Genomic DNA, 13,314 nt, shown 5'->3' with positions numbered 1-13,314 from the left:
TTTCGGGGAGGCATCCGTGAGACGGCGGGATCTGACGACCGGGCGGATCTCCAGGCGGTTCGTCGTGCGGATCTTCGGGCGGCGGGTGCCGCTGCCGCTGGTGGCCTGGCTGGCGCTGGTGTGGGTGACGTTGTGGGGCGACGTGTCGGTGGGCAACGTGCTGGGCGGGGTGGCGGCCGGGCTGGTGGTGACGTGGCTGCTGCCGCTGCCCGTTCTCGACCCGGGGATCCGGATCCATCCGGCGGGGCTGGTGCGGTTCCTGCTCTGGTTCGGCTGGGACATGGTGACCTCGACCGTGCGGGTGGTGTTCTGGGTGGCGCATCCCGGCCGGCCGCCGGCGCAGCTCGTGCTGGTGCCGCTGCGCACGTCGTCCGAGGCCATGACCGTGATCGTCATGGTGGCGCTGTCGACCGTGCCCGGCAGCCTGGTGCTGGAGGCCTACCCGAGGGCGCTGATGCTGCACGTGCTGGGGCGGCCCGGCGACATCGCGGACGCCGTACGGACGGACGTGGCCGCGCTGGAGGCGCGCGTGGTGGCGGCGTTCGGCACCCGCGGGGACCGGAAGGAGCTGGAATGACGTCGGTGTACGCGGTGACGCTCGTGCTGCTGGGGGCCGGGGCGGCTGCCTCGCTCTACCGGGTGGCGCGCGGGCCCACGATGCTGGACCGGGCGATGTCGCTGGACGTGTTCACGTCGCTGTCGATGTGCGGCGCCGGGGCGTTCGCGGTGGCCAGGGACGACTACTCGGACCTGCCGATCCTGCTGGTGCTGTCCCTGCTGGGCTTCGTCGGGTCGGTGTCGCTGGCCAGGTTCTTCTCGGGGCGGTCGCGGTGAGGTCTCGTGGTGCCGGTTCCGGCGGCGTGACAGCGGTGATGGCGCGGTGAACGTACTGGACGTGGCCGCGGCGGCCTGCCTGCTGGCGGGCGCGCTGCTGGCGCTGTCGGCCGGGGTCGGCCTGGTGCGCTTCCACAACACGTTCAACCGTATGCACGCCGGCACCAAGCCGCAGGTGCTCGGCGTGCTGCTGGTGCTGCTGGCCATGTGGCTGCACCGGCCCGGCTGGGCGACCGCCGGGCCGCTGCTGCTGGTCGCGATCTCCCAGGTGATCACCGTGCCGGTGGCGGCGTACATGATCGGGCGGGCGGCCTACTCGCGGGAGTCCTCCGACGACGACACCGAGCTGCCGTCGGCCGACTGATCCCGGGGACCGACCTCGCCCTGCCGGTTGAGCGCGGCCTGGCCGAACCACGTCCACAGCGCGAACACGGCCAGCAGGCCCGCGGTGACCCACGCCAGCGTCGCCTCGAACAGGTAGTCGATGACGAACATGGTCGACGTGGTCATCGACACCACCAGCGCGAGCGCCCCGGCGATGCCGTACAGGTTGGACCGGCGTACCAGCGTCTCCTTGAGCCCTTGCCGGAACAGCACGCGGTGCTGCGCCGTCGGCGCGATGTAGCAGATCGACGCGACCGCGGCGCTGATCAGCGCGGCGTAGTAGAGCCACCGGTCGGCCTGGTCCATCCGGGCGAACCCGGTGGAGAAGGGCACGGTGAGCAGGAACGCGAACAGCACCTGCACGCCGGTGACCGCGACCCTGGCGCCCTGGAGCAGCTCGACGAAATTGCGATCAGCGCGCTCCTGATCCGACTCGTTCTTCAACGCCGCCTCCCGCCTTCCACGAGAGACTTCCTCTTCCTTGCCAAAGGGGGTTAAAACCTCATGAGGATCTTCGCCGGAGTGATCGGGAGTTCGCGCACCCGGTGGCCGGTGGCGTGGAAGACGGCGTTGCCGATCGCGGCGGCCGTCCCGACGATGCCGATCTCGCCGATGCCCTTGGTGCCCATCGGGTTGAGCTCGCCGTCGCTCTCGTCCAGCCAGACCGCCTCCACGTCGCGTACGTCGGCGCAGACGGGGACGTGGTACTGGGCGAGGTCGCGGTGCAGGAAGCCGCCGAACTCCGCGTCGGTGAGCGTCTCCTCCATCAGCGCCATGCCCATGCCCATCGTCATCCCGCCGATGAACTGCGACCTGGCCAGCACCGGGTCCACGATCCGCCCGGCGGCGAAGACGCCGAGCAGGCGCGCGACGCGGATCTCGCCGGTCACCGAGCTGACCCGCACCTCGGCGAACTGCGCTCCGAAGGCGTGCCTGGCCAGCTCGGCGTCGCCCTTGATCTCCTCGGCGGTGTCGGCGCGGCCCTGCTTGCCGTCGCGTTTCAGCTCCTCGCAGGCGCGCACCACGGCCGAGCCCCACGAGGCCGTGCCCATGGACCCGCCCGCCACCGGGGCCCGCGGCAGGTCGCTGTCGCCCAGCTCGACGTGCACCCGCTCGGGCGCCACCTCCAGCGTGTCCGCCGCGATCCTGGTCAGCGCCGTGCGCGCGCCGGTGCCGATGTCGGCGGCGGCCACCTGGATCAGGAAGTCGTCGTCCCGCACGGTCGCCACGGCCTGGCACGGCAGGCGCCTGGCCGGGTAGGTGGAGGCGGCCACGCCGGTCCCGACCAGCCACTCCCCCTCGCGCCTGATCCCCGGCGCCGGGTCGCGGCGCTCCCAGCCGAACCGGCGGGCGCCCTCGCGCAGGCATCCGACCAGGTCGCGGGAGCTGAACGGCAGGCCAGTCCCGGGCTCGGTCTCGGCGTCGTTGACGATCCGCAGCTCGACCGGGTCCAGGCCGGCGGCGTAGGCCAGCTCGTCCATGGCCGACTCCAGCGCGTACATGCCGGGGCACTCGCCCGGGGCGCGCATCCACGACGGCGTGGCCACGTCCAGCCGGACGAGCCGGTGCGTGGTGCGCAGCGCGGGGGTGGCGTACATGACCCGCCCGGGAACCGCGGTCTGCTCGGCGAACTCGATCAGGGTGGAGCTCTGCTCGTACGCCACGTGCTCCAGCGCCGTGAGCCGGCCCTGGGCGTCCGCGCCGAGCCGCAGCCGCTGGATCGTGGGCGTGCGGTAGCCGGTGACGTCGAACATCTGCTGCCGGGTGAGCACGATCTTGACCGGGCGGCCCACCGCCCTGGCGGCCAGCGCGGCCAGCACCGCCTGGGGCCTGGTGGTGCCCTTCGAGCCGAACCCGCCGCCCACGTGCCTGGCCACCACGCGGACCTGTTCCGGCGGCAGGCCCAGGGCGGTGGCGATCATGTCGCGGCTGGTCGAGGTGCCCTGCGCGGTGTCGTACACCATCAGCCTGCCCTCCGCGTCCCAGTAGGCCAGCGCGGCGTGCGGCTCCATCGGGTTGTTGTGCAGGACGGGCGTCTCGTAGGTGACCTCGACGGTGGTCGCGGCCTCGGCCAGGCCCGCCTCGACGTCGCCTTTGCCCACGTCGGTGGGGAAGCCCGGGTTGACGACGTCGGGCTTGTAGAGGCCCGGATGGTCGGCGCTCAGGGTGACGTCGTGGTCGTCGGGGTCGTAGTCGACGCGGACGGCCGCGGCGGCGGCGCGGGCGTCCTCGTAGGTGTCGGCGACGACGGCGGCGACGATCTGGCCTCGGTAGGCGACCTCGCGGCGCTGGAACAGGGCCAGCTCGGGATCGGCGTCATCGGACATGGCGGGCGGGTCCTCGCAGGAGAGCACGGCCAGCACGCCGGGCAGCTCCAGCGCGGGCCCGCCGTCGACGCGCTTGATCCGGCCCTTGGCGATCCTGGACTGGACGGCGAAGGCGTAGGCGACGCCCTCGGCCGGGTACTCGGCCGCGTACGTGGCCAGCCCCGTGACCTTGACGCGGCCCTCGATGCGGTTCACTGTGCGAGCTCCTCCAGCGTGGCGACGATCAGGTTGCGGGTCAGCGGCACCTTGTAGGCGTTGCCCGGCAGCGGGGCCGCCTGCTCCAGCTCGGTCTCTGCGGCCTGGAGGAACGCCTCCCCGGTCGCCGGGCCGCCGATGAGGGCCTGTTCCGCGCGCTCGGCCCGCCACGGCGCGTGCGCCACGCCGCCGAGCGCGATCCGGCAGCCCGCCACGGTGCCGTCGCGCACGTCGATCAGGGCGGCGATGGAGACCAGCGCGAACGCGAACGACGACCGCTCGCGCACCTTCCGGTAGCGCGAGGCCCCAGGGGGCGGCGGCGGCAGCTCGACCGCGGTGATCAGGTCACCGGGTTCGAGCACGGTGTCGCGCTCGGGCTCGTCGCCGGGCAGCCGGTGCAGGCCGGGCATGGGGATGACGCGGTCGCCGCCAGGCCCTGTGACGTGCACCTCCGCGTCGAGCGCGGCCAGGGCGACGGCCATGTCGGAGGGGTGGGTGGCCACGCAGGCACCGGACGTGCCGAGCACCGCCAGGCCTGCGTGGTCGCCCTCGATGGCAGGGCACCCCGAGCCGGGGCGGCGCTTGTTGCACGGCCTGCTGACGTCCTGGAAGTAGGTGCAGCGGGTGCGCTGGAGCAGGTTGCCGCCGACGGTCGCGACGTTGCGCACCTGGCCGGAGGCTCCCGCCAGCACCGCTCTGGCCAGCATCGGGTAGCGGCTCCTGATGGCGGGGTGGGCCGCCAGGTCGGTGTTGCGCACGGTGGCGCCGATGCGGACGCGGTCGCCCGGCTGCTGCTCGATCGTGTCGAGCGGCAGGCGGCTGACGTCGAGCAGCCGTTCGGGCTCGGCGACGCCCAGCTTCATCAGGTCCACGAGGTTGGTGCCGCCGCCCAGGTACATGGTGCCGGGGGCGAAGGCGCGCACGGCCTCGGCGGGGCTGGCGGCGCGGGCGTACTCGAAGGGTTTCACCGGGCCACCTCGCCGATCGCGGTGACGATGTTGACGTACGCGCCGCAGCGGCACAGGTTGCCGCTCATCCGTTCCCTGATCTCGTCGGGGGTCAGCCCCGGGTCGGTCAGGAGGTCCTCGGTGATCGCGCTCGGGCCCGGCTCGCCCAGCATGCCCTCGGCCGAGCAGAGCTGGCCCGGCGTGCAGTAGCCGCACTGGAAGGCGTCGTGCTCGATGAAGGCCGCCTGCAGCGGATGCAGGGTGTCGCCGTCGGCCAGCCCTTCGACGGTGGTGATGTCGCGGCCGTCCACCGCCACCGCCAGCGCCAGGCAGGAGTTGGCCCGGCGGCCGTCGATCAGCACCGTGCAGGCGCCGCACTGGCCGTGGTCGCAGCCCTTCTTGGCGCCGATGAGGCCGAGTCGTTCGCGGAGCAGGTCGAGCAGCGACATTCGCGGGTCCACGTCCGCCTTGCGCGGCACGCCGTTCACCCGCAGGGTGATCTCCATGGCGCTCGACTACCCGACCTGACGACGAGACAACCTATGAGTGCGGCAAAAGGTGTAACCGTTCGTCCACGGATGCCCGGTTTTGCTGGGGCGGCCGGGGGTAGCCGGGCGGGCATGGGCCGGGCCATGGACGAGCAGGTGACGGAGTCGGCGGCGGTACTCACCGTCAACGCCGGGTCGTCGAGCCTGCGTCTCGATCTCGTACAGGGCGGGTGCGTGCTGGACAGCGCCCGCTCCGAGCGCCCCGCCGACGCCGGCTCGGCCGGGGAGGAGCTGTCGGCCTTCCTCGGTGGGCACTTCGACCGCGACGTCAGGGCGGTGGCGCACCGGGTGGTGCACGGCGGCGACGTCGTACGCGCTCCCGTGGTCGCCGACGACGAGACGGCAGGCGCGCTGCGCGGCCTGACCGGCCTGGCGCCGCTGCACCTGCCGCCGGCGCTGGCGCTGCTGGCGGCGGCCCGCGAGCAGTTGCCCGCGGTGCCGCACGTGATCTGCCCCGACACGGCCTTCCACGCCGGGCTGCCGGACGAGGCCGCCGTCTACCCGTTGCCGCGCGAGTGGCGTGAGCGGCACGGCCTGCGCCGTCACGGCTTCCACGGGCTCTCCTACGCCTGGGCCGCCGACCGGGTCGCCGAGCTGCTCGGCCGCCCGGTGGCCGAGCTGGACCTGCTGATCACCCATCTGGGCGGCGGCTGCTCGGTGTGCGCGCTGTCGGGCGGGCGCAGCCTGGACACCTCGATGGGGTTCACGCCGCTGGAGGGCATGCCCATGAGCAGGCGCTCGGGCAGCGTGGATCCCGGGATGCTGCTGTGGCTGCTCCGGTACGGCGGGCTGACGGCCGAGGAGCTGGCCGAGGGCCTGGAACGCCGCTCCGGGCTGCTCGGGCTGTCGGGCGGGCGCTCAGGGGACACCCGCGAGCTGGTGGCCGCCGAGCGGGACGGCGACGCGGCGGCCGGACTGGCGCTGCGGGTCTTCGCCCACCGGGTGAGCCGGGAGATCGCCGCCGCGGCCACCTCGCTCGGGCGGATCGACGCGCTGGTGTTCACCGGCGAGATCGGCTGGGACCAGCCAGAGGTACGCGAGGCGGTGTGCCGGCGGCTCGGCCTGCTCGGCGTGCGGCCGCCGGTGCTGGGCAACCGCCACGACGACGGGCCGATCAGCGACGGCGGCGTGCCCGTCCTGGTGGTGCAGGTACGCGAGGAGCTGCAGCTGGCCCGCGAATGCCTGCGCGCCCTCGCGGAGGACGCCGAGCCGGAGTCGTACCCGACGGCGCTGTGAGCCCGCCGACCGAGCCTGGGGTCGTCTCTGATCTGACAGGCGGGGTTCTGATCCAACAGGCCGGGAGTGCTCCCGTGGCCCTGTGAGGCGTTTGTCGGTCGCGGATGGTTGGATCTGCCGTGTGGAGGCGTCCGTCGAGCAGCTCGTCTACGTCCGTGATGACGAATACACCGTCGCGCGCATGAGCGCCGACGGCGAGCCCGACTTCGTGGCCACCGGGCGGGCGCTGGCGGGGGTGCAGCCGGGCGAGACGCTGCGGCTGTTCGGCGACTGGAGCAGGCACGCGCGGTTCGGGCGGCGGTTCGCGGTCACCGGGTGCGAGCGGGTGACGCCGTCGTCGGTCCGGGCGATCCGCATCTATCTGGGCTCGGGGCTGATCAGGGGCATCGGGCCGAAACTGGCGTACGCGATCGTCGACCATTTCGGCGAGGCCACGCTCAAGGTCATCGACGGCGAGCCCGAGCGGCTCACCGAGGTCGTCAACATCGGGCCGCTGCGGCAGGGGCAGATCGTCGAGGCGTGGCAGGAGCAGAAGGCCATCGCCGCGCTGATGGTGACGTTGCAGGGGCTCGGCGTCAGCCCGCTGCTCGCGGCCAAGATCTACCAGGTGTTCGGGCAGGACGCCGACGAGGTCCTGACCACCGACCCCTACCGGCTGATCGGCCGGGTCAGGGGCGTCGCCTTCCGGGTCGCCGACCGGATCGCCCTCCAGGCCGGGGTGCCCGAACGCAGCCCGCAGCGGGTCAAGGCGGCGCTGCTCGACCGGCTGGAGGCGGCCGGCAGCCGCGACGGCCACTGCTACGTACCGGCAGCCACCCTGGTCAGGGAGGCGGCCGAGCTGATCGAGCAGGACCAGGAGCTGGTGCGGCCGATGGTCGACGCGCTGGTGGCCGAGCGGCGGCTGGTCCTGGAGGCGGCGCCTGACCAGCCCGGCCAGGTGGTGGCGTACGCGAAACACGTGCACAGCCGCGAGGTGGCGCTCACCGCCCAGCTCACCGCGCTCATGGAGGCCCGCTCAACGCTGCCGCTGCGCTCCTACCGCGAGGACCCTGGCCTGCACGAAGACCAGCGCGCCGCGCTCACCATGGCCCTGACCAGCACCGTCTCGATCATCACCGGCGGCCCCGGGTGCGGCAAGAGCCACACGGTCAAGTCCATCGCGACCACCGTGCGCGCGGCGGGCGGCACGGTGACGCTCACGGCTCCCACGGGCAAGGCCGCCAAGCGGCTGTCGGAGCTGACCGGGCTGCCCGCGATGACCGTGCACCGCATGCTCGCCCAGCAGCCCGACCCCGATCCCGAGACGCTCTTCGACGAGCTGCCGGCGCAGGCCGACCTGATCGTGGTCGACGAGGCGTCCATGCTCGACCTGCACCTCGCCACCCGGCTGACCGCCGCCGTCCGGCCCGGCAGCCACCTGCTCCTCATCGGCGACAGCGACCAGCTGCCCAGCATCGGCCCCGGCGACGTCCTGGCCGACCTGCTGCGGGTGCCGTCGATCCCCCGGGTCCAGCTCACCCACGTCTTCCGCCAGGCGGGCGGCAGCGGCATCATCGACGCCGCCCACCGCATCCGGGCCGGCCGGCTGCCTTCGACTCCTGGCGGCGGCGGGTTCTGGTTCGAGGAGCTCGACGACCCCGAGCAGGTGGCGCGGCGGGTGGCGCACCTGGCGATGGTGGCGATCCCGCGCAAACAGAACGTCGAGCCCGGGCAGGTGCAGGTGCTGTGCCCGATGCGCAAGGGCGACACCGGCGCCACCGCGCTCGGCCGGCTCATCCAGGACCAGCTCAACCCGGCCGCCGACGACAAACCCGAGCACTGGTCGGGGTCGTCGGTGTTCCGGGTGGGCGACCGCGTCATGCCGATCCGCAACAACTACGACAAGGGCGTCTTCAACGGCGAGACCGCCACGGTGACGGCGGTGGTGCGCGAGGAGCGCGTGGTCGAGCTCCGCACGGACGACGGCGAGAACGTGACCTACTCCTTCGACGAGCTCGACGACCTGACCCACGCCTACGCGATCAGCGTGCACCGGTCGCAGGGCAGCGAATACCCGTTCGTGGTGGCGCCGATCGTGGCCGAGTCCGGCGGGGTCATGCTGCGCCGCAAGCTGCTCTACACGCTGGTGACTCGAGCGAAGGCGTGGGTGGTGCTGGTGGGGCAGCGGGAGGCGCTGGAGCTGGCGGTGCACCGGCTGGGCCACCGCCGCAACACCGGCCTCGCCCGCCGCCTCACCTCGGCCCTCGACGCCTGACCGAGAGTGGGCGAAACGGGGGGCTTATCCGGTTGGCGGGGGTGCCTCGGGCACGGCAGCATGGCCGGTGATGGACGAACCGCGCATGATCCGCATCTCCAAATACCTCGCCAGGCACCTGCGGCACGACCCGCGGCGCATCGGCCTCACCCTCGACGAGGGCGGCTGGGTGGAGGTGGACGAGCTGCTGCGCGCCGCCGCCGAGCACGGCTTCACGATCTCGCCGGAGGAGCTGCGGCAGGTCGTCGCGGCCAACGACAAGCGGCGCTACACGATCGAGGGCGGCCGCATCAGGGCCAGTCAGGGGCACTCGGTGCCGGTGGACCTCGGCCTGCCCGCCGTCGAGCCGCCCGAGGTGCTCTACCACGGCACCGTCGGCCGCTTCCTGGCGGCGATCAAGGCGGAGGGGCTGCGCCCGATGAGCCGGCACCACGTCCACCTGTCGCCCGACCGGGAGACGGCCCTGCGGGTGGGGGGCCGGCGCGGCGTTCCGGTGGTCCTGGTGGTGGCGGCGGGAGAGATGCACCGGGACGGGCACACGTTCCGGCGCAGCGCGAACGGGGTGTGGCTGGCCGACCACGTCCCACCAACCCACCTGCGCTTCCCGTCCTGACGCCCCACCCGGCTCTGAACCGGCACCCGGGCGCGGGCCTGGGGCGAGGCGGCGCAGTCAGCCCGATGGATGCGTAAAGGTCAACGGTCGCGGTCGGCGGATGCGTGCGGGTCAGCTGACCCGGCAGCTCCAATCAGCGGGTGCGGTCGGCGATGAGGATGGTGCGGGCCACCATCAGGGCGAAGCCGAGCAGGTTGAGGCCCTTCCAGGCGGACGGCGCGGCGGCACGCTCGTCGTCGGCGGCCAGGCCGATGCCCCACACCCGGTCCAGCGGGCTGGCCTCCACCAGGACACGGCCGGCCGTCCCCAGCAGATAGCCCGCCAGTGACGGGTTCTGCCCGAACTTGGCCGCGTTCCCGCGCACCACGATGTCGAAGCGGCGCTCCTCCCACACCGCCTCGTCGAAGTCCCGTACGCCGCGGCCGAGCTTCTTGGCCTCGCCCGGATGCCCGGCGGCCAGGATCGCGGCCGCGGTCGCCTCGTCCCCGAACAGCCAGGACTTGTGCGCCATCATGTAGTGCTCGGCGGAGGCGAACGTGTGCCCGTCCTCGGTGAAGGTCACCGGCCACCACTGGCTCAGGCAGCCGGGCCCCACGCTTCCGTCGCGGGCGGGCTGGTGACCCCAGAAGTACAGGTACTTGAGACGCCGGCCGGATCGCTCGGCGGCGACCGCCTCGTCCACGGTCATGGGCAGAGACAGCGGCACAGGGGCCTCGGCGGACATGGCGGACATGGCGGACTCGGCGGACTCGGCGGACATGGCCTTCAGCGTGCCACAAAACCGATCACATCACTCCTGTTTAATCCCCGTGCCGCCTCACCGCTCCCCCGTTCCCGCGGCCCGCGCGAGGCGGTCGGAGAGGGCGCGTAGCACCGGGACCAGCTCCGCCGGCTCCAGCACCTCGAAGTCGAACCCCTTCGTCGCGACATAGACGGCCAGGTCGTCGAGCGAGTCGGAGCCGGCCAGGAACAGGCACGTGCCCGCGTCCACGGCCTCCAGCCGCCCCGCTCCGGGCGAGGTGCGCGGCGCGACCGAAGCCAGCGGCGCGTGGAAGAGGATGCGGGCCTGGTAGCGGTAGGAGGCCGAGGTGATGGAGCGCGACACGTAGGCGGCCACGTCGTCCTGCGGCAGCGGCCGGGGCGTGAACCGGGCTCCGGGCAGGCCCAGCGGCCCCTCGATCCGGTCCACCCGGAACGTGCGCCAGTCGTCCTTGCCGGTGTCCCAGGCGAGCAGGTACCAGCGCCGCGGCGTGTGCACGAGCCGGTGCGGCTCGACCTCCCGCTCCGTGACCCCGCCGACCCCGCCGACCCCGTCGACCCCGTCGCGCCCTCGGTAGCGCAGCCGTTGCCGGCGCCGGTCGCGGCAGGCGGCGGCCAGGTCCGCCAGGAGGTCGGCGCCGACGGCGGGCGCGGCGGCTCCCGTCAGCGGCACGGTGGCGGCCTGGAAGGCGCTCACCCGGTGCCGCAGCCGCGACGGCAGCACCTGCCGCAGCTTGGCCAGCGCTCGCAGCGCGCCCTCCTCCAGCCCCGCGACGCTGCCGGTGGCGGCCGTGCGCAGGCTGATGGCCACGGCGACCGCCTCCTCGTCGTCGAGCAGCAGCGGCGGCAGCGCGGCGCCGACCCCGAGCCGGTAGCCGCCGGCCACGCCGGGGGCGGCGTCCACGGGGTAGCCGAGCTCGCGCAGCCGGTCGATGTCGCGCCGCACGGTACGCAGCCCGACCTGGAGGCGTCCGGCCAGCTCGGCCCCGGTCCAGTCCGTCCGCGACTGCAGGAGGGACAGCAGGCGCAGCAGCCGCGCCGAGGTCTCCAGCATGACCTCGATTCTGCCGTGGAATCGAGGCCAGGGGATGACACCAATTTCCACCAATTCTCCCAGCGTTTCTGCTGTCGAATCGGTGCCAGAAGTTGACACCAATTGTTCCTATCGTCCGAGACATGACGAAGAGCGACAGCACCTCCCAGATCAGCGCCTCCCAGATCCGGCCGTACCGCATCGAGATCCCGCCGGCGGAGCTGGACGACCTGCGTGACCGGCTCCGGCGTACCCGCTGGGCTCCCGACCTGCCCGGCGCCGGCTGGGAGCGCGGCGTGCCCACGAGCTACCTGCGCGACCTGGCCGCGTACTGGGCCGACGGCTTCGACTGGCGCGCCCAGGAGGCGGCGCTGAACGCGTACCCGCAGTTCGTCACCACCGTCGACGGTGCGGACGTGCACTTCCTGCACGTGCGCTCGGCCGTGCCGGACGCCACCCCGCTGCTGCTCCTGCACGGCTGGCCGGGCGGCGTGATCGAGTTCCTCGACCTGATCGGCCCGCTCACCGACCCGGCCGCGCACGGCGGTGACGCCGACTCGCCCGCCTTCCACCTGGTGATCCCGTCGCTGCCCGGCTACGGCTTCTCCGGGCCGCTGCCCGGCACCGGCTGGACCGACGGCCGCACGGCCGCCGCGCTGGCCGCGCTGATGGACCGGCTGGGCTACGACCGGTACGGCGTCCAGGGCGGCGACGTCTCGGCCTTCATCGGGCCGCTGATCGGCCGGGCCGCGCCGGAGCACGTCATCGGCGTGCACGTCAACGCGCTGCTGACGTTCCCCACCGGCGACCCGGCGGTGATGGGCGCGCTGACGGAGACCGAGCGGGCCCGGCTGGCCGGGATGGAGGAGTGGCAGGAGCGGCTCGGCGCGTACATGCGGCTGCAGGGCACCCGCCCCCAGACCCTGGCCGCCGCGCTGCACGACTCCCCTGCCGGGCAGCTCGCCTGGATCGTCGAGAAGTTCAAGGACTGGACGGATCCGGCCGCCGAGCAGCCCGAGGACGCCGTGGACCGGGACCGGATCCTGGCCGACGTGAGCGTCTACTGGTTCACGGGGACGGCGGGTTCGTCCGCGCACACGTACTTCGAGCGGTTCACCGATCCGGACATGTGGCGGCCGGTCGAGCGCGGGAGCGTGCCGACGGCTGTGGCGGTCTTCCCGACGGACTTCTCGGTGCGGCCGCTGGCCGAGCAGGCGCACCACGTGGTGCGCTGGTCGGAGTTCGGCCACGGCGGCCACTTCGCGGCCCTGGAGACGCCGGAGGTGCTGGTCGCGGAGCTGCGCGCGTTCTTCGGCTCGCTCACCTGAGTGCTCCGGCGCGCAAGCGTAAAGAAACGGCAGGCGGCGGGTACGGGGCGGGGCGCCGGGTAGCCCGGGTCGACATGACGAAGAAGAGGGAGCCCAAGCCGGGCGACGAGGTCACCTGGCGCAGCCATGGCTCCACCGCCAAGGGCAAGGTCGAGAAGAAGCTGACCGAGCGGCAGCACGAGGCGGGCCGCGAGGTCGCCGCCTCGCCCGACGACCCCCGGTACGTCGTACGCAGCGAGAAGAGCGGCAAGAAGGCCGTGCACAAGCCGTCCGCGCTGCGTAAGGGCGGCAGGTGAGCGAGGACGGCAAGGCGGTCGCGGCCGAGTTCGGCGAGGTCGTGAACATGACCGCGAAAGAGCTCGAACGCTGGCTGGCCACGGACGAGTCGAAGTCCGTCGGCCAGAAGGACGGCGGCGGCGAGTCCGTGGGCCACGAGTCCGGCCGCAAGATCGTCGAGCTGCTGCAGGGGAAGGCGTCCGACCGGACCGACGCCGACTACGCCCACATGCGCAAGGTGATCGGCTACGTGCGCCGGCACCTGGCCCAGCGTCCCTCCGGCGACGTGAAGGACACCCACTGGCGCTACTCGCTGATGAACTGGGGCCACGACCCGCTCAAGTGAACGCCCCCGCCCGGGCGCGTGTGTCGCGTATGTTTCGCGTAGGAACGCGCGTATGTTTCGCGTACGAATCCGTCGTTTCTCCGTCAAGGAGTCGTAGGTGCGCTGGCGGCGGCGTGGCCTGTTACGGTAGTGCGCGGCACGCCGGGAAGTAGGGTCGGCATCGACTGCCGGTCTGCTGCCTGGGGGAGGCGTTCACCATGGATGGCCGTTGCCGGAGCCGGCGCCAGAACCGCT

At 72.9% G+C, this 13,314-nt stretch carries 15 protein-coding genes; 9 read left to right on the top strand and 6 right to left on the bottom strand.

Annotation, left to right across the window (positions count from 1 at the left end):
• Positions 1-16: 16 nt before the first annotated feature.
• Genes AB0C27_RS11610 through mnhG form a run of 3 tightly spaced genes read left to right on the top strand, consistent with a single transcriptional unit; the run spans position 17 to position 1,198 of the window.
• Positions 17-577, top strand: a complete 561-nt coding sequence (locus AB0C27_RS11610) for a Na+/H+ antiporter subunit E (RefSeq protein ID WP_357841506.1) — start codon at positions 17-19, stop codon at positions 575-577.
• A complete protein-coding gene (locus tag AB0C27_RS11605; protein WP_357841503.1) occupies positions 574-834 on the top strand; it encodes a monovalent cation/H+ antiporter complex subunit F in 261 nt (86 codons plus the stop codon). The genes AB0C27_RS11610 and AB0C27_RS11605 overlap by 4 nt, the downstream gene beginning before the upstream one ends.
• 46 nt (positions 835-880) lie before the next feature.
• On the top strand, positions 881-1,198 hold the full coding sequence (gene mnhG, locus AB0C27_RS11600; RefSeq protein ID WP_357841500.1) for a monovalent cation/H(+) antiporter subunit G: 318 nt from the start codon (positions 881-883) through the stop codon (positions 1,196-1,198).
• Here the strand turns inward: mnhG and AB0C27_RS11595 are convergent.
• From AB0C27_RS11595 to AB0C27_RS11580, 4 genes are read right to left on the bottom strand one after another with little or no spacing between them, the layout of a single operon-like run.
• Positions 1,147-1,662: a DUF6328 family protein gene (locus AB0C27_RS11595; protein WP_357841497.1), complete on the bottom strand. Its 516-nt coding sequence runs from the start codon at positions 1,660-1,662 to the stop codon at positions 1,147-1,149. The two genes, mnhG and AB0C27_RS11595, sit on opposite strands and share 52 nt — an antisense overlap.
• A gap of 50 nt (positions 1,663-1,712) precedes the next feature.
• Entirely contained in the window at positions 1,713-3,740 is a 2,028-nt protein-coding gene (locus AB0C27_RS11590; protein WP_357841494.1) for a xanthine dehydrogenase family protein molybdopterin-binding subunit, read from the bottom strand.
• Complete coding sequence (locus AB0C27_RS11585; RefSeq protein ID WP_357841491.1) at positions 3,737-4,708, bottom strand: xanthine dehydrogenase family protein subunit M; 972 nt, start codon at positions 4,706-4,708, stop codon at positions 3,737-3,739. The genes AB0C27_RS11590 and AB0C27_RS11585 overlap by 4 nt, the downstream gene beginning before the upstream one ends.
• Positions 4,705-5,193 carry a 2Fe-2S iron-sulfur cluster-binding protein gene (locus AB0C27_RS11580; RefSeq protein WP_346114460.1) on the bottom strand — a complete coding sequence of 163 codons (489 nt, stop codon included), beginning with the start codon at positions 5,191-5,193 and terminating at the stop codon, positions 4,705-4,707. Before AB0C27_RS11580 ends, AB0C27_RS11585 begins: the two co-directional genes overlap by 4 nt.
• A gap of 114 nt (positions 5,194-5,307) precedes the next feature.
• Here AB0C27_RS11580 and AB0C27_RS11575 point away from each other — a divergent pair, with 114 nt between their 5' ends.
• The 3 genes from AB0C27_RS11575 to AB0C27_RS11565 all read left to right on the top strand — a co-directional run bounded on the left by AB0C27_RS11575 (position 5,308) and on the right by AB0C27_RS11565 (position 9,338).
• The gene (locus AB0C27_RS11575) at positions 5,308-6,471 is read left to right on the top strand and encodes an acetate kinase (protein WP_357841488.1); all 1,164 of its coding nucleotides are present in this window, start codon (positions 5,308-5,310) and stop codon (positions 6,469-6,471) included.
• Between the two features lie 121 nt (positions 6,472-6,592).
• Complete coding sequence (locus AB0C27_RS11570; protein ID WP_357841485.1) at positions 6,593-8,725, top strand: ATP-dependent RecD-like DNA helicase; 2,133 nt, start codon at positions 6,593-6,595, stop codon at positions 8,723-8,725.
• 70 nt (positions 8,726-8,795) lie between these two features.
• On the top strand, positions 8,796-9,338 hold the full coding sequence (locus AB0C27_RS11565) for an RNA 2'-phosphotransferase (RefSeq protein WP_357841482.1): 543 nt from the start codon (positions 8,796-8,798) through the stop codon (positions 9,336-9,338).
• 133 nt (positions 9,339-9,471) lie between these two features.
• Here AB0C27_RS11565 and AB0C27_RS11560 read toward each other — a convergent pair whose 3' ends face one another.
• Positions 9,472-10,026: an NADAR family protein gene (locus tag AB0C27_RS11560; RefSeq protein WP_357843070.1), complete on the bottom strand. Its 555-nt coding sequence runs from the start codon at positions 10,024-10,026 to the stop codon at positions 9,472-9,474.
• A 129-nt stretch (positions 10,027-10,155) separates the two neighbouring features.
• Complete coding sequence (locus AB0C27_RS11555) at positions 10,156-11,151, bottom strand: WYL domain-containing protein (RefSeq protein ID WP_357841479.1); 996 nt, start codon at positions 11,149-11,151, stop codon at positions 10,156-10,158.
• A 122-nt stretch (positions 11,152-11,273) separates the two neighbouring features.
• Here AB0C27_RS11555 and AB0C27_RS11550 point away from each other — a divergent pair, with 122 nt between their 5' ends.
• From AB0C27_RS11550 to AB0C27_RS11540, 3 genes are all read left to right on the top strand, one after another.
• Positions 11,274-12,458: an epoxide hydrolase family protein gene (locus AB0C27_RS11550; RefSeq protein ID WP_357841476.1), complete on the top strand. Its 1,185-nt coding sequence runs from the start codon at positions 11,274-11,276 to the stop codon at positions 12,456-12,458.
• Between the two features lie 74 nt (positions 12,459-12,532).
• Positions 12,533-12,754, top strand: coding sequence for a DUF2945 domain-containing protein (locus AB0C27_RS11545; RefSeq protein WP_357841473.1), 222 nt, complete (start codon positions 12,533-12,535; stop codon positions 12,752-12,754).
• Positions 12,751-13,080 (top strand): DUF3140 domain-containing protein, encoded by a 330-nt coding sequence (locus AB0C27_RS11540; protein ID WP_357841470.1) that lies wholly within the window; start codon positions 12,751-12,753, stop codon positions 13,078-13,080. Before AB0C27_RS11545 ends, AB0C27_RS11540 begins: the two co-directional genes overlap by 4 nt.
• The last annotated feature ends 234 nt before the right edge of the window (positions 13,081-13,314 follow it).

Origin of the sequence: Nonomuraea sp. NPDC048882, from assembly GCF_040649755.1 — a bacterium.
Taxonomy (GTDB): domain Bacteria; phylum Actinomycetota; class Actinomycetes; order Streptosporangiales; family Streptosporangiaceae; genus Nonomuraea; species Nonomuraea maheshkhaliensis.
The sequence above is the reverse complement of the archived record's forward strand: the minus strand, read 5'-3'. Positions and strand labels throughout refer to the sequence as shown.

What these genes read in the sequence shown, in the direction of transcription:
- AB0C27_RS11605 (WP_357841503.1), top strand. Translation starts at nt 574, where the DNA reads ATGACGTCGGTGTACGCGGTGACGCTCGTGCTGCTGGGGGCCGGGGCG.
- AB0C27_RS11580 (WP_346114460.1), bottom strand. Translation starts at nt 5,193, where the DNA reads ATGGAGATCACCCTGCGGGTGAACGGCGTGCCGCGCAAGGCGGACGTG.
- AB0C27_RS11575 (WP_357841488.1), top strand. Translation starts at nt 5,308, where the DNA reads ATGGGCCGGGCCATGGACGAGCAGGTGACGGAGTCGGCGGCGGTACTC.
- AB0C27_RS11565 (WP_357841482.1), top strand. Translation starts at nt 8,796, where the DNA reads ATGGACGAACCGCGCATGATCCGCATCTCCAAATACCTCGCCAGGCAC.
- AB0C27_RS11560 (WP_357843070.1), bottom strand. Translation starts at nt 10,026, where the DNA reads ATGACCGTGGACGAGGCGGTCGCCGCCGAGCGATCCGGCCGGCGTCTC.
- AB0C27_RS11555 (WP_357841479.1), bottom strand. Translation starts at nt 11,151, where the DNA reads ATGCTGGAGACCTCGGCGCGGCTGCTGCGCCTGCTGTCCCTCCTGCAG.
- AB0C27_RS11550 (WP_357841476.1), top strand. Translation starts at nt 11,274, where the DNA reads ATGACGAAGAGCGACAGCACCTCCCAGATCAGCGCCTCCCAGATCCGG.
- AB0C27_RS11545 (WP_357841473.1), top strand. Translation starts at nt 12,533, where the DNA reads ATGACGAAGAAGAGGGAGCCCAAGCCGGGCGACGAGGTCACCTGGCGC.